Source organism: Acinetobacter sp. AOR43_HL (genome assembly GCF_027854635.1).
Taxonomy (GTDB): Bacteria; Pseudomonadota; Gammaproteobacteria; order Pseudomonadales; family Moraxellaceae; genus Acinetobacter; species Acinetobacter pittii.
Genome location: NZ_JAKTHX010000032.1, coordinates 64,399 through 83,724, shown reverse-complemented (window position 1 = coordinate 83,724; position 19,326 = coordinate 64,399). Strand labels below are relative to the sequence as shown.

Genomic DNA, 19,326 nt, shown 5'->3' with positions numbered 1-19,326 from the left:
TTAAATTTCCCATTCGTTATTGCAGTCACGGCATTTCCAGTGTTTTTGTGACTGCATAAATGCTTGCATAGACAGTTTAAAATCAGGCAAATCACGCCAGAACATAAAACCTGCCCCTACAGTAACCACAAATGCAACTACTGTTGCGATTTGAAGAGAACTACCTGCACCATTGCCAAAAATCCACATAAAGATGCTAATGACTACTAACAGTAAAAGCACAAAAATTGCAGGAATCAAGATAACCAAACTTTTAGGAACGACAGGTTTTGCGCTGTTCACGCCTTGGCTCACAGGCATAATTTTAACACTTTGACATTTAGGGCAACGATATTGCATGAGAACTCCACATTTAGTTTGAATCTATTCTAACGGAAATGTGCAGAAAGAAAAAAATTTGTAAGATATCGATGAAATGCGTTGAGTTAGCAGAAAAATTACTTATGAATAAACAAAGAAATATAAAAAACAGATGATTTATCCGTACACATAAAAATTAAAATAATATTGTAGAGCATGCTAATCTACAGAAAAATGAAGTGTGATTAGCACAATAAATGAGCTTAAATACTCGAATAGGATGTGGGATAAATATAAAAAGGAGAGAGGGACTTGGGTCAACAAGATGACAATAAGTCGCAGCCTACAACGACAGCATCGGTTTTAGCTACCCCAGATACCGCTAAACCGTCATTATCTCGTCGATTACTGTATAAGACATTGCAACATGCCCAAGATGCAGTTGGGTTTGCTAGCGACACGACACGTAATATTGCAGAGGTTGCTGATGCTGCTTTGGACGCACTCGATCAAGTAACTACTCATACACGACGTGGAGTTGTCGGAATGACAAATCTGGCAGCAGGCACGGTAAGAGATATGGTGTCTGAAACCAGTGAAACAGCACGCCAAGTCGCGTTGATTATGGCGCGAACTTTTTTGGGCAAAAGTACCTTAACGTTGTACTTACCCGAAATGTTATTAAATAATCAAATTCGTAAGCGCATTGATCGCTCAGAAATTGATGATATTAAAATCAAGTGCGGCAATGACAGTTTCCAAGTCGAGATCGATGGGCATTATCATCGCTTCATGTATCGTTTGAGTTTAGATTTTAAAGTATTGGAATGTCGTATTGGGCAGGAAAAATTCTTACGCTTGCGACAAATGGATGAAAGTCTTGATGTTCAGATTCGACATGGCGGCACCTTGTCAAATTGGGCTGTGCGCCGTATTGGTCGAGTTGGTTTCGAAGTCGTAAATATGTTGCCTATTCCATCACTCATTAATCACTTGATTGGCGATATTCCCGGAATCCAACGCGATGGGCATCGCATGTGGTTTATTGACCTAGAGCAAGCAGGATTTATTGACTTTATTAACAACCGTTCATGGATGGTTGAAAAGCTTTTAAGTTTGACTGATTTTAGTATTTTACCAGGCTTGAATATTTTGAGAGAAAGTCGCGAGCTTGTGCAGCAGCTCGTAGATCAGTTTGAAATTAGAGGACTACGAGTGCAGTCAGGTCGCCTTGAAGTACAAGTGGGAATTGCGGGTTGATAGAACATATAAAAAAGCTAATCATTGATTGGCTTTTTATTTTTTTAGGCAAGAAAAAAGCCACTGACGTTATGCAGTGGCTTTTTAGAATTTGGCGTCCCTACGGGGATTCGAACCCCGGTTACCGCCGTGAAAGGGCGATGTCCTAGGCCTCTAGACGATAGGGACTTATATGAGGCATACATCTGAAAAAAATATTGGCGTCCCTACGGGGATTCGAACCCCGGTTACCGCCGTGAAAGGGCGATGTCCTAGGCCTCTAGACGATAGGGACGTTTCAGAGGTGGGCGTATATTAGGTCGATTTAATAAAAGTGTCAAATAGTTTTCTGAAGAAATATTAAAAAAAACAGTCAAGCGATTAAAAATAACTCAAATTGTAGAAAATATATACATTTAGCCCTCATTTTTCTGAAAAGGTTCAATAATTGCCTTTATAACCGACGGATGTTGTAAATATCCTAAAATCTCATGCGGCTGGTTGGCGAAAGTATAAATTTTCTGATTAATAATGGCAGGTTCAAAATTAAATGGGGCTTCGCACAATGGAAATGCGGTCAAAAAATCATCTTGAGAGTAAAAATTAAACCAATCACCGTAAATACATGGCGGTCTAGAAATTGGACGCGGGAGCTTACTTTGAATTACACGAAAAGATAAAGGAGAAGCTAAGGTGACAAAGCGTTTAACCGAAAAGTGATAAGAGGGATCTGATAATAATTGGAAAGCGATAACTGAACCAAGAGAGTGTCCGACCACAATATAATCTTCGTCTTCTCGCATTTTCTTTAAAATTCTTTGATGTACTTCCTCCATAAACTCTGGGTTAGATAGATACATATAGGTTTCGATGAGGAATTGTTGAATCAAACTTTCATGCAGTTTAGGAAAGTTATTTAATAAAACAACTAGTTCTTTCAGTACACGATCTTTAACTAATTGAGAAGTGAGATAAAGCCGTTCTGAGAAGCTTTTATCAGTTTGATCGGTTGAGGGACGTAACAACGGAACAAATGGAGTGTGCTCTCTAGTAGGAGGATTACTTGGGTGTACGTTAATAGGGAAATAATTATTAAAAAATGACTTAGGTAACAACGTGTTAAGGTCTAATTGGTTACTTAATTGGTATTTGGTCATTAAGTCGCCATAAAATGGCATGTGGATATGAAGATCGCGGACATTAACTTTGCAAGGCATTTGTTTTAGGCCGAGCTTGAATACTTTTAACCAATGCTCTTTCAAGCGATGTGCTGTGTAGTTTTGTTGATTCATCCCGTGGATAAATATAATTTTCATTCTATACAAGATTTTGTTTTTAATATAAATTTTAATCTACAACGGTATGTTATTTAAAACCAGTATATAGGCAAAAAAAAGTGTAGCTTTTTGCTACACTTTAATTGAATAACGACGGGTTTAGTCTTTATTGCGATAAAAAATAAAATAACTGACATAACATAAAGCTGTAAAAATAAGACAGCCTACAAAACCAGCGCGCATTTCAGGGTCTGCTGCCATACTCAAGCAAGTAATGAAACAGAAAACAAAACCTAAAATTGGCACAATAGGGAATAAAGGCGCAGCATATTGTAAGTCTTTAACTGTATGACCTGATCTATACCATTGGCGGCGGAAGTTGAACTGACTTAAACAAATGCTCATCCATACAATGACCATGGTAAAAGCAGCTACACCCAGCAGATTCTTAAAAATAGTCTCAGGTGCAAATTGCTCTGATAATAAACCTGGAATTGCGCCGAACATAGTTACAACTAGGGCTACGATTGGTGTTCCACTTTTTGATAAAGTCGCAAACACACTAGGTAGTAATTTTTGTTCTGATAGAGACCACATCATACGTGAAGCTGCATATAGGCCAGAATTTGCTGCTGAAAGCAGAGCTGTGATGATTACAAACCTAATAATGTCATCCGCATATGGAATACCAATATAATTAAATACCGTCACAAAAGGACTGCTACTTACACCGTCACCGCCTAAACCTGCAAGTTGGAAAGGAAGTAAAGCGCTAATAACAATGATGGTACCCACAAAGAAAATAAGGAGGCGCCAGATCGCGGCATTAATCGCTTTTGGTACATTTTGAGCCGGATCTTTTGTTTCGCCAGCTGCTACACCAATTAATTCGGTTCCTGAGAATGCAAAGTTAACAATTAACATGGTCGTAAAAATAGGAATTAAACCATGAGGGAACCAGCCTTGAGCCGTAAGATTGCTAAATAGTGGAGCAGTTTGGGCACCATGGAATGGAATTAAACCAAAAATTGCTAATAGGCCGAGCACAATAAAGGCAATGACAGTAACGACTTTAACAAGAGCCAGCCAAAACTCAGATTCAGCAAAAATACGCGTTGAACTAATATTTAAGCCAAAGATGGTAACTGCAAAAATAATTGTCCAAATCCACATGGAAATCTGCGGGAACCATTCTTGCATGAGTAGAGCTGCGGCAGTGAATTCAGTTCCAAGCGTTGCAGTCCAGGTGAGCCAGTACATCCAAGAAATCATATAGCCAGTACTTGGACTGATATATTTTTTGGCGTAGGCACCAAAAGAACCTGAAACAGGCATGTGTACAGCGAGTTCTCCTAGGCAGAGCATGACCATGTAAGCGATCGCGCCACCAAGAATATAGGCAATAATTGCGCCAATAGCTCCAGTTTGTGAAATGACTTCCCCTGAACCTAAAAAGAGACCAGTTCCGATCGCTCCGCCTAGTGATAACATCACAAGATGGCGAGTACTCATGGCTCTTTTTAAAGGTGCAGTACTGTTCTGATGCTGATGAGCATCTAGTTGATTGTCAGATGGCTGCATATTACACATTGAGAGAATTAAGAAAGACGCTATTTTAGATAAAATAGACAAATGTGCAATCTAGAAAGAGATAAAGAATAAACAGTAAGGTGGCGATAGAGTCTTTTTATAATTTTTAAAGCAGAATATGGCGTCCCTACGGGGATTCGAACCCCGGTTACCGCCGTGAAAGGGCGATGTCCTAGGCCTCTAGACGATAGGGACTTGATGAGGCAAACACAAAGGAGCGTGGTGGAGTCAAGCGGGATCGAACCGCTGACCTCTACAATGCCATTGTAGCGCTCTACCAACTGAGCTATGACCCCAGTTTGTGTGAGCGCAATCTTAGGGTGAATGCGCTCACACGTCAACAAAAAAATGAATTAAACTTCGCTAGTTGCGTCATTTTTCGGCAATTTTAAGCTCTCATTGAGTTTTTCCCAATTTTTAACTTCTTTCTTGCTCGGTCCGCCCACAATTTCTAAGGCATGACGTAAGCGAGCGAAAGTTAAATCAGGCCCAAGCGTAACCATTGATTGCATCACTGGTGTTGAACTCGTTGAACCGGCAATTGCGATAAAGAACGCTGGCATGAAATCACGTAGTTTAATGCCCATCTGATTCGCAAGATCCATTAGGGTTTGGCTAACGGTGTCATTATTCCAAGTAAACTGACCTTCAAGACGCCAAATTGCAAATTGTAAACTTTGACGAACTTGCTCTTGAGTCAATTTTTTACTTTCAAACATTTCAGCAGTAATTTGTGGCATATGGTTAAAATAAAAACCAGCCCAGTTCACAGCTTCTGAAAGTAAATTAATACGTGGTTGAATAGCGGCAGCAATGTCTTCTAAAGTGCTGCGATCACTCTTCCATGTTAATAAACGGTCTAATAATTGACCTGGAGTTAACCCTTTAATCCATTGGCCGTTAAGCCAGTTCAATTTTTCAACGTCAAAAATTGGTCCGCCTAGTGATACACGCTGAATATCAAAGTTATCCATCATGTCTTGTAATGTGAAAACTTCTCTTTCATCTGGCATTGACCAACCCATACGGCCTAAATAGTTGAGTAAGGCTTCTGGCAATACACCGATATCGCGGTAGTAGTTAATTGATGTCGGGTTTTTGCGTTTAGATAGTTTTGATTTATCTGGGTTACGCAACAATGGCATGTGGCAAAGAGTTGGCATTTTCCAACCAAAATATTGGTAAAGCAACTGATGCTTCGGTGCAGATGGAAGCCATTCTTCACCACGCAATACATGAGTGATTTCCATTAAATGGTCATCAACAACGTTAGCTAAGTGGTAAGTTGGTAAACCATCTGTTTTAAGAAGGACTTGCATATCGACTTGTGCCCAAGGAATTTCAACCTCACCACGTAGCAAGTCATTAAATTTACAAACACCTTCTTCAGGCACTTTCATACGAATGACATGAGGTTCACCCGCTTCAAGACGTCGAGTCACTTCTTCTTGAGAAAGTTTTAAGCCGCGGCCGTCATATTTTGGTGTTTCGCCACGTGCTTGTTGTTCAGCACGCATTTGGTCAAGTTCTTCTGCTGTTGCGAAACAGTAAAAAGCATGACCTTTTTCAACAAGTTCTAATGCGTATTGCTTATAAATTCCCATACGTTCAGATTGGCGATATGGTGCATGTGGACCACCTACATCTGGACCTTCAGACCAATTCAAACCTAACCAACGTAATGAATCCAAAATCATTTTTTCAGACTCTGGTGTAGAACGAAGTTGGTCTGTATCTTCAATCCTTAAAATAAATTCTCCGCCATGTTGTTTCGCAAAACACATGTTAAATAAAGCAATGTAGGCTGTGCCGACATGAGGAAAACCAGTAGGGGAAGGTGCAATACGAGTACGAACTTTCATAGATAATGGGTCAGAATAAAAATTGAAACTATTATAACGAAAAAGCCCAGTATTCTGACGTTTTATTTAACGTCAGGCTGGGCTAAAACTGAAACGAAGAGGGGGTGTTTCAGATTTTAAGAAGCATGGGGCTGAAAGATTGCCTGAACAAAACGTGAAAAACGTTCGTGTTGTGCAGCAAGAAAATTTTGAGTTGGTGTAACGCGAATCGTATTTAGAACTTTAAGCTCATCATTTGTAGAAGGTAACACAATAGGGTTACGTTTCTGCTGATCTAAAGCTTTTTCAATAAGCGAAGTCTGTTTCTCTGAACCAGTTTTGCTTGGAGTATCTTTAAGTACTGCTGCAGCAGAAAACTGTGATGCCAAACTCAGCACCAAACTTAAGCTTAAAGCTTTTCCATAATGAATTTTCATTGTTAATCATCCCCTCTGTTCATTACATTTCATCTATTTTTTGAGTTTAACAAAATGTAAAATTACGGTAATGCTACGATTTAAACATAAATATTAATAAAAAAGTGGAACTGTGTCACACTTTTTACAAAATTTACCTATATTTTAAACTGGTCGACTCAAATGTAGACCCTATGTATCCTTTACGCTTCATTATTTAACAAATTAATGTGTAGATAAAGTGAAGGTCCTAAATAAGTTGTAAGAATAATTACAAAATTTTTCAAAAATGAAATAACTTAGACATCCTAAGCTATATATCTAAAAAAGATTAATAAAAAAGATATAAATATAAGTAATTGATTGTAAAAAATAAAATTAAAAATATAGTTAAACTAAAACGAATGATGGATTTTGTAAATGAAAAAAATATCAATAATAGCTGTCGCTTTATATGTGGGAATAGCGACAACAGCGGCTCAAGCAGCGACCTCTTTTTTAAATGTTTCTTATGATCCAACTCGAGAGTTCTATCAAGAATATAACCAAGCATTTGGTAAATTTTGGAAACGGCGAACAGGGCAAGACGTTGAATTTAAACAGTCACATGGTGGATCTGGCAAACAAGCCCGCGCGGTAGCCACAGGACTTGAAGCTGATGTAGTAACATTAGCATTAGCGAATGATATTGATGAGATTGTTAAAGCTGGGTTTATTCAGCCGAACTGGCAAAAAGAATTCCCAAATAATTCTGCCCCCTATACGTCAACTGTCGTGTTTCTAGTACGAAAAGGTAACCCGAAAAATATACGCGACTGGAATGATTTAACAAAACCAGGTGTGGAAATTATCACCCCTAACCCTAAAACAGGTGGTGCACCGCGTTGGATTTATCTCTCTGCGTGGGGATATGCTTTAAAACAGCCAGGTGGAAATGATGCTAAGGCTCGAGAGTTGGTGAAAAAGCTTTATCACAATGTGAAAGTTCTAGATTCGGGAGCCCGTGGTTCACTTACGACATTTGCCGAACGTGGCATTGGTGATGTTTTGTTGTCTTGGGAAAATGAAGCTTTGTTGGCGACGAAAGGGCCTGATAAGGATAAATATCAAATTGTTTATCCATCAGTTTCAATTTTGGCCGAACCATCTGTCGCGATTGTAGATAAAACCGTAGATAAAGATGGAAATAGGACCTTGGCAAAAGGTTATCTGAACTTTTTATATTCACCTTTAGGCCAAGAATTGGCTGCTAAACATTATTTCCGACCGCGTAATGCTCAAGTGGCTGCGAAATATGCAGTGCAATTCCCAAAAATTAAATTATTTACCATTAATGATGTGTTCGGTGGTTGGGCTAAAGCTCAGAAAACTCATTTTGCAAACGGTGCTATTTTTGATCAAATTTATGATGGCAAGCAGTAAATAAAATGATCTAAAAACAATAGTCCAAAAAGAAAACTTAGAAGTTAAATATTCATAAAGAAAGCAAGCAAACTTAAAAAAGTAAGCTTGCTTTCTTTTTTTGCTTAAAAAATGCTAACAAAACGGTTTTATCTATGAAAAATTAATATTTTCCTACAAAAAGCCGTTTGGCGTTGGTCATAAACAAGGTGATAATGTGCAGTTACATTTTTACGCAATGATTTAACACCTATGTCGCATATTTCTGTCTTACTTTTTGAGACCGTTGAGAGCTTATTGGCAGATCGCACAACAGGGGTGTATATAGATGCAACCTTCGGACGAGGTGGGCATACACGTTTATTGCTCTCGAAACTTGATGAAAATGCACGAGTATATGCATTTGATAAAGACCCTCAAGCTTTGGAAGTTGCAGCTGCTTTGGCGCAAGAAGACCCGAGATTTACCATTATTCATGCCAGTTTTGCTGATATTAAAGAAAAAATGCAGGAAATTGGTGTGATGAGTGTCGATGGCATTATGGCTGACTTAGGGGTGTCATCTCCTCAACTCGACCAAGCTGAACGTGGTTTCAGTTTTATGCAGGATGGTCCTCTAGACATGCGAATGGATAATTCTAAGGGATTAACCGCAGCTGAGTGGTTACTTGAAATTGAAGAAGAACAATTAGCAAATATTATTTATCAATATGGCGAAGAACGTTATAGTCGACGTATTGCAAAAGCGATTAAACAAGCTGGAAAACTAGACACGACAGCCCAATTGGCAGAACTTGTTAAAACAGCTCATCCAAAGTGGGAAAAACATAAGCATCCAGCAACACGCACATTTCAGGCAATTCGTATTGCTATTAATAAAGAACTAGATGATATTGAAGTATTTTTACCACAAGCTGTAGACTTACTAAAACCAAAAGGGCGTTTGTCTGTGATTAGCTTTCATTCTCTTGAAGATCGTTTAATCAAACAATTTATTCAAAAAGAATCGACTTTGGCAGAAGATATTGGCTGGGGAATGCCTCAGCAACAGGTAGATACAAGAAGGTTAAAGAAAATTTCACGGGTTCGTGCGAGTGAAGAAGAAGTAAAAGCGAACCCACGTTCACGTAGTGCATGGCTTCGGGTTGCTGAACGCTTGGAACAAAAAGGCGCGTAATGAAAAGCAGTGATGAAATTGAAACCACCGAAAATAAAGTGGTGAAAAAAGTTGTGGCATACACCGTATTTGTGGCGCTTGTTTTTATCAGTGCCATGATGGTGGTATTTCAAGTATTTGAATATCGTCATGATTATAGAGAGCTCAGCTCTTATATGCGTGAACGTGATGATCTCAATGCTGAATGGGGGCGTTTGCTTATTGAGCAACAAACCTTCGGTGCAACAGCACAGATTGGTACGCGTGCTGTAACCCAACTACGCATGTTTTCGCCACCTGCTGCAGAAACGGTGGTAATTTCTTTACCGATGACCTCAGAGCAAAATAAGTAAGGCCTTGCTGTATGGTAGATAAGCGAACAAAGCAAACACGGAAAAAACAGCAGTCTATTTCGGAAAAACCAACTCTTGCCTTCGATATGTGGCGGTTTTATCTGCTCTGGGCAACAGTACTGCTCTGTTTTGTTGTATTAATTGCACGTGCATTTTATGTGCAAGTGATTAATAAAGACTTTTTACAAAACAAGGCCAATGCCAATATTTTGCGTACGGAACGTATTGAGGCAATGCGTGGGGTTATTAGCGACCGTCATGGTGTGCCTTTGGCCATTAGTACGCCTATTATGAAAATTGTCATTGATCCACGTGATTACTTTGATACCAAGCATTTATATGACGAAATTACAGCCGAATTAAAAAAAGATCCAAATAATCGTAAGTTAAAACGACAATTACCAGATAAAAACTTAAACCTTGATGAGTTGGCGGATGTGGTTGGTTTAGATCGTGCAGATCTAAAAAAACAGATGAATGCGCGTCCACGTTCTCGTTATTTGGTTTTGAAAAAAGAAGTGCCGCCACAGCAGGCAGATCTCATTACAAAGGGTAACTTCCAAGGCGTTTATGCTGAGAAAACATATAAACGTTATTATCCTCAACCGCAGCCAAATGCTCAGATTATTGGTTTAACCAATAGTGAAGGCCAAGGGATTGAAGGCTTGGAAATGCAGTTGAATAAACAACTGTCTGGGGTAGATGGCGAACAAAAAATTATTCGTGATAAACGTGGTAACCGCTTAAAAGTTTCTGAGGTTATTCGTGAAGGTGAGCCAGGCGAAAACATCACTTTAAGTATCGACTCTCGTTTGCAATATATTATGTACCGTGAGTTGACTGCTGCTGGTGTTGCAAATAACGCCCGTTCGGCGACAGCAATTGCTGTAGATGTTAAAACAGGCGAAATTCTGGCTATGACCAGTTGGCCATCTTATAACCCGAATGATAAAAACGGTTTATCTAATAAAGATGCCATGCGTAACCGCGGTGCGATTGATATGTTCGAGCCGGGTTCTACTATGAAGCCTTTTACAGTTTCTGCTGCACTCGAAACTGGACAATATACGCCAAATACGATTGTCAACACTTCGCCAGGTTCAATGCGTTTAGGCTGGCATACTATTCGTGATACGCATAACTATGGTGCTTTGACTGTTAGTGGCGTAATTATTAAGTCATCAAACGTGGGTTCGGCAAAAATTGCGTTGTCACTTCCTAAGGAAACATTGCCAAGCTTCTTTAACCGTGCTGGCTTTGGTAAGCGTTCTGCTGTGAAGTTCCCTGGTGAAAGCTCTGGTTTAGTACTTCCTGTAAGCAAGTTAAACTCTTCCCAAATTGGTACCATGGCTTACGGTTATGGTCTAAATGCAACTATTCTTCAGTTGGCGCAAGGCTATGCAATGCTTGCAAACCATGGGGTAAAAATGCCTCTAAGTTTGCATAAACTCGACCAAGCTCCTAAAGGTGAGCAAGTTCTTGCTCCAAAAATTGCTGATCAGGTTTTGCTTATGCTTGAGCAGGTGACGATGCCGGGCGGTACTGCAAAGCAAGCTAATATTCCGGGTTATCGCGTTGGTGGTAAAACAGGTACAGCTCATAAACTTCGCGCAGATCGTAAAGGTTATTCAAATAATGAATACCGTGCTTTATTTGCAGGCGTAGCTCCGATTAGTGATCCTCGTTTAGCGGTTATTGTAGTTGTTGAAAATCCACAAGGCCGTTATTACGGTGGTTTGGTTGCGGCCCCTGTTTTCGCACGAATTATGCAAGAATCATTGCGCTTAATGAATGTGCCGCTTGATAAGCCCCTTGATACTCCAGAAAATCCTATTCGCAGGTAAGCTATGTCTGTTTCTTTCCAAGAAATTAATCCAGTTGAGATCGATGCACAGTGGTCTAAACAGCCTTTTCAAGGCTTTAGTTTAGACAGCCGTAAGGTTGAGTCAGGCCAGATCTTTATCGCTTTGACCAGTTATAGCCAACCTGAAAAAACACGCACTTTTGCTGAGTCAGCTTTAGCTAATGGTGCACTTGCCATTATTAGCGAGACTGAGTTGGGCGTAGCAAATGAGTGGGTATGTTCTGATATGCGTCAACGTATGGGTGAGTGGCAAGAACGTTATTTGCAGCGTATAGATCCCGCAGTACCAGTGCGTATTATTGCAGTGACTGGTACAAATGGTAAAACCACAATTTCGCGTCTAGTGGCTGAATTAATTAGCTCTCAACAACAGCGCTGTGCTGTGATGGGCACTACAGGCAATGGTATTTTACCAGACTTAACACCCTCAACTCACACTACGCTTGATGCTTTACAACTGCAAAATGCATTGCATGATTATGCAAAACAAGGTGCGACTTTCGCTTCTTTAGAAGCAAGCTCACATGGTTTGGAACAAGGTCGTTTAAATGGTTGTGCGATTGAGATTGCTGTTTATAGCAATTTGAGTCGTGACCATCTGGATTACCACGGCACTTTAGAGGCTTATGCAGAAGCGAAGGCTCTTTTATTCCGTTTTAGCTCTTTAAAAGTAGCCGTTATTAATTTAGATGATGAGCATGCTGCTCTCATGATCAATGCAGCAAAGCAAAATCCTGCTCAACCAAAAATTTTAACGTATTCACTTACTCAAAATACTGCTGATTATTATATTACTGACCTGAGTTACAGTTTAGCAGGAGCGACATTTAATTTAGTGAGCCCGCAAGGTTCTTTTGCTGTGCAAAGTCCATTGTTAGGGCATTTTAATGTCGAAAACTTGGTTGCAGCTCTTATTGCTGCTGAGCAAGCAGGTTTTAGTTTAAAAGCGTTAGTAGCTTTCGTTCCTAAACTAATTGGTGCCCCAGGTCGAATGCAGGTTATTCGTGATGGTGAGCGTTTATTTGTTGTTGATTATGCGCATACACCAGATGCATTAATTCAAGTGCTTAAAACATTAAAACGTCATGTGTCTAATCAACTTTGGGCTGTATTTGGGTGTGGCGGGGACCGCGATCGCGGTAAGCGCCCATTAATGACTCAAGCAGCTTTATACGGCGCAAATCCAGTTATTTTGACGTCGGATAACCCAAGAACAGAAGACCCTGAACAAATTTTTGCTGACATGAAGCAAGGAATCGACTTTTCAGGGCACCGTATGCATGAAATTCATGACCGCCGTGAAGCAATTAAATTTGTTGCACAGCAGGCTCAGGCTGGTGATATTGTTGTGATTGCCGGTAAAGGACATGAAAATTATCAAGAAATTAATGGCGTACGTCACTGGTTTGATGATGTTGTTGAAGTGCGTTCTGCGATTGATGCACAACATCACACTGTAGACGCTGCTTACCCTGCACAATAGGACGAATTATGCATACTTCAACCACCAGTACCGTGCCTTTGGAACCGTGGACAGCTCAACAATTACAACAGGCAACACAGGGCTACTGGCATAAAGACCAGAGCCCTCAAACTGAAATTAAACGTATTTTGACGGACTCGCGTCATGCGGAAACTGGGGATGCCTTTTTAGCACTAAAAGGTGAGCGTTTCGATGCGCATGATTTCGTTGTGCAAGTTGCTGCAAATGGTTGTCAAATAGCTATTGTTGAACGTCCGTTAGATGTAGATATTGCGCAACTCGTTGTTGCCGATACCCGATTGGCTTTAGGGCAACTCGGCGCTTATCGCCGTGAGCAAAACTCACAATTAAAGGTGATTGCCTTAACGGGAAGTAGTGGTAAAACTACAACCAAAGAAATGCTGGGAAGTATATTGTCGCGCTTAGCACCGACACTAATCACCCGAGGCAATTTAAATAATGACCTTGGTGTACCCATGATGTTGCTAGAGCTTCGCAAGGAACATCAATATGCGGTAATGGAGTTGGGTGCAAGCCATCAAGGCGAGATTGATTACACATCAAAACTCGTTCAGCCTCATGTTGCGGGCATATTAAATATTGGTACAGCTCATTTAGGCGAGTTTGGTGGTCGTGAAGGTATTTGCCGCGCAAAATCGGAAATTTATCGTCATATTTTACCAAATGGCGTTGCAATCGTGCCGCAACAAGATGACTTCACTGCCGAGATTCTTGATGCTGCGAAAGTTCATCGTATTTCTACATTTGGTGTAGGAGGCGATATCTATGCAACAGATGTGGAGTTACTGCCTCAATCAACGAATTTTATCCTTCATACACCACAAGGTAGCAGTGCAGTTAAGCTTCCTTTTGCGGGTGAGCATAATGTTCAAAATGCGACCGCAGCTGTAGCTTTTGCTTTAGCAATTGGTATTGGACTAGAAGATATTGTCCAAGGTTTAGAGCTAGCTCAGGGAGCCAAAGGTCGTCTTAACTTTATTCAAAAGTCACCTTACTTATTTATTGATGATACCTACAATGCCAATCCGACTTCTATGCGTGCTGCTGCACAAGTGTTGTTGCAGCAACAAGGCGTAAAAGTGATGGTCATGGGGGATATTGGTGAGTTAGGTGATAGCAGTTGGCAAGAGCATTATGATTTAGGTCGTGATCTTGCCGAACTTCCTTTAGATCATATTATTGCAGTTGGACAGTTCGCTCCAGCTGCTCTCGAGGGTGCAGACTCTCATTCTAATAAAGTGAAAGCATTTCAGACACAAGCTGAGGCGCTTCCATTTTTAATCAATCTAATCCAAACACATCAACCCCAGTCCATGAGTTTCCTGTTTAAAGGTTCTCGCTTTACTCATATGGAAACGTTGATGGCTGATTTGATGGAGAAACTTTAAATGCTGTTATGGTTGTTTGAACAACTTGCGGGCTATCACAGCTCGTTTCAGGTCGTTCGTTATTTAACATTACGTTCTTTACTCAGTGTATTAACTTCACTGACCATTGGTCTGGTCCTTGGACCGATCATGATTCGTAAATTACAAGCGTTAAAATACGGTCAGGCAGTAAGTTCGTTTGCTCCTGAAAATCATGCTAAAAAAATGGGTACACCAACGATGGGCGGAATTTTAATTCTGCTTTCAATTGGTATTAGTACTTTACTATGGGCTGATTTATCTAACCCTTATGTCTGGATTGTGCTTGGTGTAATGGTTGTATTCGGTGCTGTAGGCTGGGCAGATGACTGGATTAAAATTCGCTATAAAGACAATGCAGGTTTACCTGCACGTAAGAAGTTTTTCTGGACTTCTGTTGCATCGCTGGGTGCTGGTATTGCGTTATATTTAATCGCAACTCAACAGTCCAATGCAGAACATACCGCAAACATGTTGGATTTATTGATTCCATTCTTTAAGAATCTTTCAATTCCACTCTCAATTGTTCCTTTAGGTCTGGCATTTATTGTATTTACCTATCTAGTGATTAATGGTGCTTCTAACGCAGTTAACTTAACAGATGGTTTAGATGGCTTGGCAATCATGCCAGTTGTCATGGTAGCTACGGGCTTAGGCGTATTTGCTTACTTGTCTGGTGACATCCGTTTCGCTAACTATTTACATATTCCATATGTGAAATATACCTCTGAACTCGTAGTAATCTGTTCTGCCATGATTGGTGCTGGTTTGGCATTCCTTTGGTATAACGCGCATCCTGCTCAAGTATTTATGGGGGATGTCGGTGCTTTAGCTTTAGGTGCGATGCTTGGAACAATTGCAGTTATGGTTCGTCAAGAAATCGTATTTGCAATTATGGGTGGTGTATTTGTAATGGAGGCAGTATCTGTATTCTTACAAATCGGCTCCTTGCGTATGCGTAATAAACGTGTGTTCTTAATGGCGCCGCTGCATCATCACTATGAAAAGCAGGGCTGGAAAGAAACGCAAGTTGTGATCCGTTTTTGGATTATTACAATTATATTAGTAGTTTTAGGTCTAATGACTTTAAAATTGCGATAGATCTTATTTTAGTGTCAATATAAAGCCAGTTCTACTGGCTTTTTTTATTGGAGAGGTGAATGACAAAAGTTGCTGGTCTAGACCAATTATCTGTGATTAATCAAAAAGTAGTTGGAGAGGGCGAAGTATTACCTCAAGTTGTACTTAAAGATGGAAGTCAGGTGCAAACAGGAACTGTAGCGACAATGCTGCACAATATTGAATTATATAATGCTGGGCAAAGAGGGCAAATTGAGGAAGAGTTAAAGATCGCAATTCCAACTTTAGTAAAGGTAGGTCTGTTTGATTTGTTTCAGGTAGATGAATGGATTAATGGTACAAATGCAGGTCGCACCTTTGTTGGACTACACGCAAAGACTTATTTACAACAAAAAGAACAAGAGAATAATTAAAAGTGGCTAAGCAAGTTTTAATGTGTCCTGTGTGTCGTCAGTCCCTGAATTTAACTGAACGAACTTGGCGATGTGAGCAAGGACATAGTTATGATGTAGCTAAACAAGGCTATGTCAATTTACATGTGGTGCAACATAAACATAGTAAAAATCCAGGGGATACACCCGAGTCAGTCGATGCGCGACGAGCTTTTTTGCAAGGTGGTTATTATCAGCCTTTACAGCAAGCTGTAGTCGCTTTATTAAAGCAATTAGATGTAAAAGCAATACTCGATATCGGATGTGGTGAGGGCTACTATACAAGTGCTATGCAGCAAGTTGTTGAGCAGTGTGTTGGAGTTGATATTGCAAAAAACGCGGTACAACGCGCAGCAAAGCTCAACACTGAAGTAACTTGGGTGGTGGGAACAGGGGCGACTTTACCAGTGCTAGACCATAGCATGGATGCCTGCACCAGTTTATTTAGCCCAATTCCGCAAGCAGAAATTGCGCGTGTCTTAAAAGATGAGGGTCATTTAATTGTTGTTACGCCTGCTTCTGAACATTTGTATGCCATGCGTGAGGCTTTATTTGAGCAAGTTAATCCTCACACACCAGAAAAGTTTGTAGAGCAACTACAAGATTTGTTTGAATTAAAGCAAGAGCAAATTATTGATGCGCCTTTTGTGCTCGATCAACAAGCCCTAAAAAATCTGATTGCTATGACACCTTATGCTTATAAAGCTTCTCCTGAGCGTCGCTTGCAGTTAGAGCAGCAATTGCAATTAGAAGTAACGGCATCATTTCAAATTTATATTTTTCAGAAGCGCAATAAAAAAGCCATCTAACGATCTATTTTAAGAGCGCAAAAAAGAAGCCATCTGATGATGGCTTCTTTTTTGCTATTCAATCTGATTAATCAGATTTTCTAATTCATCTTTTTCTCGCTTAGGAGCGGAGTCCTGTGAAGGTCTCATGGCAGGAGGCGCAGCTTTTGACGGAATAACAATTTCTTCACCTGGTAAATCGGAAAAGTCATTGTCATTGCTTAATTTTGGTTGTGGCGGTGCTGGTCGATAGAGCGGACGTGCTAGTGGCGGAGCCGCACGATAAGTTTTCTTATCAGCTACTTCTGTCACGGTTTCTTGTTGGTCACGTGAAATAGGACTTTTAGCATCTTTATCTAAACGGACCCAAGCTGCTGGCGTACCTTGCAATGCTTGACCCATAAAGTTAATCCAGATCGGCAATGCAGCAATACCACCATATTCACGACGGCCAAGCGTAGTCGGTTGGTCAAATCCAACCCATGCTACGGTCACTAACTTGCCATTGAAGCCTGCAAACCATGCATCTTTTGCATCATTCGTAGTACCTGTTTTACCACCTAAATCACTACGGCCAATTTTAAGTGCAGCACGACCTGTACCATGCTCGATTACATCACGTAAGATGTTCGCCATATCATAAGCAGAGCTTGATTTTAAAATACGTTGAGCTTGGCGATATTGACTGTTGTTTTTGTCAGTCTGTTTAAGATTAAGCTGCTTAGCTGCATTTTCTTTCTGTTCTATGTCTTTATTCGTAACCTCAATGACTTCATCATCAGTCGTTTTAGGTTTTTGCTCATCATCCGTTGTGTCAGGTGCATTAATACATGGAATACACGCGTATTCTGGTTTGGCTTCATAAATGACTTTACCGTAAGCATCTTCAATACGTTGAATGAAATGCGGTTGAACACGGTAACCGCCGTTTGCAAACGTTGCATAACCAGTTGCCATTTGAATTGGTAATACTTGAGGAGTACCTAAGGCAATGGTGTAGTTGCGAGGAATTTGATCTTCTTGTAAACCGAAATCCATAAATAATTGGCGAGTACGTTCAATCCCTACTGTTTGCAGAAGTCTTACTGATACGGTATTACGAGACAAATATAAAGCACGGCGTAATGGGATCATACCTAAGTAACGCCCATCAGAGTTTCGCGGTGTCCATTTGCCAATCGTAATTGGGCTATCATTCACCATGCTATACGGGGTCATACCTCTTTCTAATGCTAAAGCATAGAGGAATGGCTTGATTGTAGAACCCGGTTGACGCCAGCCTTGTAAGGCACGGTTAAATTTTGATTGGTAGAAGTTGTAGCCACCTACGATTGCTTCAATTGAACCATCATTTGGGTTAATTGCAATGAGTTGACCTTGAACTTTTGGAACCTGAACTAAAGACCATGCGGTTTTATTATCATTTGGGCGTAAACGAACAATATCTTTAACTTTAACAATTTGAGATGCGCGTGAAGGAGCGCCACCTACGCTATTTGCATTGCGATAGGGGCGTGCCCATGACATGCCAGACCATTGAACCGTAACGGTTGAGCCATCTTGCATTAATGCTTCAAAAGAGCTGCTATTTACCTTGGTGACTTGTGCAGGATAGGTGTTGGCATATGCTCTAAATTCAGTTAACGGTTTGTCATGTGCTTCAGCACCACGCCAGCCATGACGACGGTCATAAGCTTCAAGGCCATCTTGCACAGCTTTTTCTGCAATCGCTTGGCGTTTAGCATTAATTGTTGTGTAGACTTTATAACCAGAATCAATGGCTTGTTCGCCAAAATGCTTGACAAGTTCTGAACGAACCATTTCCCCAGCATAGGGATGAATATTATTTAAATCCCGATTGGGCATATTTAAATTGATCGGCTCTGCAACTGCTTTTTGATATTCTGCTTGAGAAATATAACCCAGCTGTAACATACGGCCTAAAATCCAGTTGCGTCGTTCGAGTGCGCGCTCAGGATTAACTACAGGGTTATATTTAGAAGGTGCTTTTGGCAAACCTGCAATCATTGCCATTTGAGCAATGCTGAGCTCATTAATGCTTTTGTTATAATAAATTTTAGCTGCTGCCGCGATACCATACGCATTTTTCCCTAAGAAGATTTTATTCACATAGAGACTGAGAATTTCTTCTTTAGACAAATTTTGCTCAATTTTTCGAGCCAAAAAGATTTCGGTTATTTTACGTTTTAGAGTTCTTTCTGGACTCAAATAATAGTTCTTTGCAACTTGCATGGTGATCGTTGAACCACCAGTTTGCACATCTGAACCCGTCACACTTTCGCTCAAAGCACGACCTAAACCCTTAAAACTGATCCCGCTATGTTCAAAGAAAGAAGAGTCTTCTGCTGCTAAAAATGCATGAATAAAAGCAGGGGGAATTTGTTTGTATTCAACCGGAATAGAAAGCTTACCACCGTACTCGGCAATCAGTTGATTGTCTGAAGTGTAGACCTGTAATGGTTTTAATAGGGGAGCTTTTTTTAGTGAACTCATTTCTGGAAGCGATGGGGCGATATAGAGATACATGCCATAAAAGCCCATCGGAAGTGAGACTAAGATAATAATAATGATCAAAAAAATTGGACGCACGAAGCCCAAACTGGATAGCTTTTTCATGATAAGTAAGCTTTAATAAGATCGAATACAAACTAATTGTGGTC

Annotated in this window: 16 protein-coding genes and 4 tRNA genes; 10 read left to right on the top strand and 10 right to left on the bottom strand. The window is 40.3% G+C overall.

Annotated features, from left to right (window positions below):
- Window positions 1–339, bottom strand: a complete 339-nt coding sequence (locus tag MKL33_RS15580) for a hypothetical protein (RefSeq protein ID WP_002117013.1) — start codon at window positions 337–339, stop codon at window positions 1–3.
- A gap of 273 nt (window positions 340–612) precedes the next feature.
- Here MKL33_RS15580 and MKL33_RS15575 point away from each other — a divergent pair, with 273 nt between their 5' ends.
- On the top strand, window positions 613–1,560 hold the full coding sequence (locus tag MKL33_RS15575; protein ID WP_270907307.1) for a hypothetical protein: 948 nt from the start codon (window positions 613–615) through the stop codon (window positions 1,558–1,560).
- Between the two features lie 92 nt (window positions 1,561–1,652).
- On the opposite strand, the gene MKL33_RS15570 is transcribed toward MKL33_RS15575, so the two are convergent.
- The 8 genes from MKL33_RS15570 to MKL33_RS15535 form a co-directional block, all read right to left on the bottom strand.
- Window positions 1,653–1,728: transfer RNA gene (locus tag MKL33_RS15570), tRNA-Glu, on the bottom strand.
- A gap of 30 nt (window positions 1,729–1,758) precedes the next feature.
- A tRNA-Glu gene (locus MKL33_RS15565) sits at window positions 1,759–1,834 on the bottom strand.
- Window positions 1,835–1,955: 121 nt separating this feature from the next.
- Entirely contained in the window at window positions 1,956–2,855 is a 900-nt protein-coding gene (locus MKL33_RS15560) for an alpha/beta hydrolase (RefSeq protein WP_262451965.1), read from the bottom strand.
- Window positions 2,856–2,975: 120 nt separating this feature from the next.
- Window positions 2,976–4,397, bottom strand: a complete 1,422-nt coding sequence (locus MKL33_RS15555; RefSeq protein ID WP_005067053.1) for an amino acid permease — start codon at window positions 4,395–4,397, stop codon at window positions 2,976–2,978.
- A gap of 128 nt (window positions 4,398–4,525) precedes the next feature.
- Window positions 4,526–4,601: transfer RNA gene (locus MKL33_RS15550), tRNA-Glu, on the bottom strand.
- 25 nt (window positions 4,602–4,626) lie between these two features.
- Window positions 4,627–4,702: transfer RNA gene (locus MKL33_RS15545), tRNA-Ala, on the bottom strand.
- Window positions 4,703–4,759: 57 nt separating this feature from the next.
- Entirely contained in the window at window positions 4,760–6,268 is a 1,509-nt protein-coding gene (gene gltX, locus MKL33_RS15540) for a glutamate--tRNA ligase (RefSeq protein WP_069037154.1), read from the bottom strand.
- Between the two features lie 116 nt (window positions 6,269–6,384).
- The gene (locus tag MKL33_RS15535; protein ID WP_002116889.1) at window positions 6,385–6,684 is read right to left on the bottom strand and encodes a hypothetical protein; all 300 of its coding nucleotides are present in this window, start codon (window positions 6,682–6,684) and stop codon (window positions 6,385–6,387) included.
- Between the two features lie 399 nt (window positions 6,685–7,083).
- Here MKL33_RS15535 and MKL33_RS15530 point away from each other — a divergent pair, with 399 nt between their 5' ends.
- The 9 genes from MKL33_RS15530 to MKL33_RS15490 all read left to right on the top strand — a co-directional run bounded on the left by MKL33_RS15530 (window position 7,084) and on the right by MKL33_RS15490 (window position 16,666).
- The gene (locus tag MKL33_RS15530; protein ID WP_270907306.1) at window positions 7,084–8,085 is read left to right on the top strand and encodes a sulfate ABC transporter substrate-binding protein; all 1,002 of its coding nucleotides are present in this window, start codon (window positions 7,084–7,086) and stop codon (window positions 8,083–8,085) included.
- 231 nt (window positions 8,086–8,316) lie between these two features.
- On the top strand, window positions 8,317–9,240 hold the full coding sequence (gene rsmH / locus MKL33_RS15525) for a 16S rRNA (cytosine(1402)-N(4))-methyltransferase RsmH (protein WP_002116998.1): 924 nt from the start codon (window positions 8,317–8,319) through the stop codon (window positions 9,238–9,240).
- Window positions 9,240–9,572: a cell division protein FtsL gene (gene ftsL, locus MKL33_RS15520; RefSeq protein WP_270907305.1), complete on the top strand. Its 333-nt coding sequence runs from the start codon at window positions 9,240–9,242 to the stop codon at window positions 9,570–9,572. Before rsmH ends, ftsL begins: the two co-directional genes overlap by 1 nt.
- 11 nt (window positions 9,573–9,583) lie before the next feature.
- Window positions 9,584–11,416, top strand: coding sequence for a penicillin-binding protein PBP3 (gene ftsI, locus MKL33_RS15515; RefSeq protein WP_002117016.1), 1,833 nt, complete (start codon window positions 9,584–9,586; stop codon window positions 11,414–11,416).
- 3 nt (window positions 11,417–11,419) lie between these two features.
- Window positions 11,420–12,919 (top strand): UDP-N-acetylmuramoyl-L-alanyl-D-glutamate--2,6-diaminopimelate ligase, encoded by a 1,500-nt coding sequence (locus MKL33_RS15510; protein ID WP_270907304.1) that lies wholly within the window; start codon window positions 11,420–11,422, stop codon window positions 12,917–12,919.
- Between the two features lie 8 nt (window positions 12,920–12,927).
- On the top strand, window positions 12,928–14,328 hold the full coding sequence (locus tag MKL33_RS15505; protein WP_069037152.1) for a UDP-N-acetylmuramoyl-tripeptide--D-alanyl-D-alanine ligase: 1,401 nt from the start codon (window positions 12,928–12,930) through the stop codon (window positions 14,326–14,328).
- Complete coding sequence (gene mraY, locus MKL33_RS15500; protein WP_002116751.1) at window positions 14,329–15,447, top strand: phospho-N-acetylmuramoyl-pentapeptide-transferase; 1,119 nt, start codon at window positions 14,329–14,331, stop codon at window positions 15,445–15,447.
- A gap of 59 nt (window positions 15,448–15,506) precedes the next feature.
- A complete protein-coding gene (locus tag MKL33_RS15495) occupies window positions 15,507–15,839 on the top strand; it encodes a DUF7709 family protein (RefSeq protein WP_002116981.1) in 333 nt (110 codons plus the stop codon).
- A gap of 2 nt (window positions 15,840–15,841) precedes the next feature.
- Window positions 15,842–16,666: a putative RNA methyltransferase gene (locus tag MKL33_RS15490; protein WP_270907303.1), complete on the top strand. Its 825-nt coding sequence runs from the start codon at window positions 15,842–15,844 to the stop codon at window positions 16,664–16,666.
- Between the two features lie 54 nt (window positions 16,667–16,720).
- Here the strand turns inward: MKL33_RS15490 and ponA are convergent, their stop codons facing one another.
- The gene (gene ponA, locus MKL33_RS15485) at window positions 16,721–19,282 is read right to left on the bottom strand and encodes a penicillin-binding protein PBP1a (RefSeq protein WP_270907302.1); all 2,562 of its coding nucleotides are present in this window, start codon (window positions 19,280–19,282) and stop codon (window positions 16,721–16,723) included.
- Window positions 19,283–19,326: the final 44 nt, after the last annotated feature.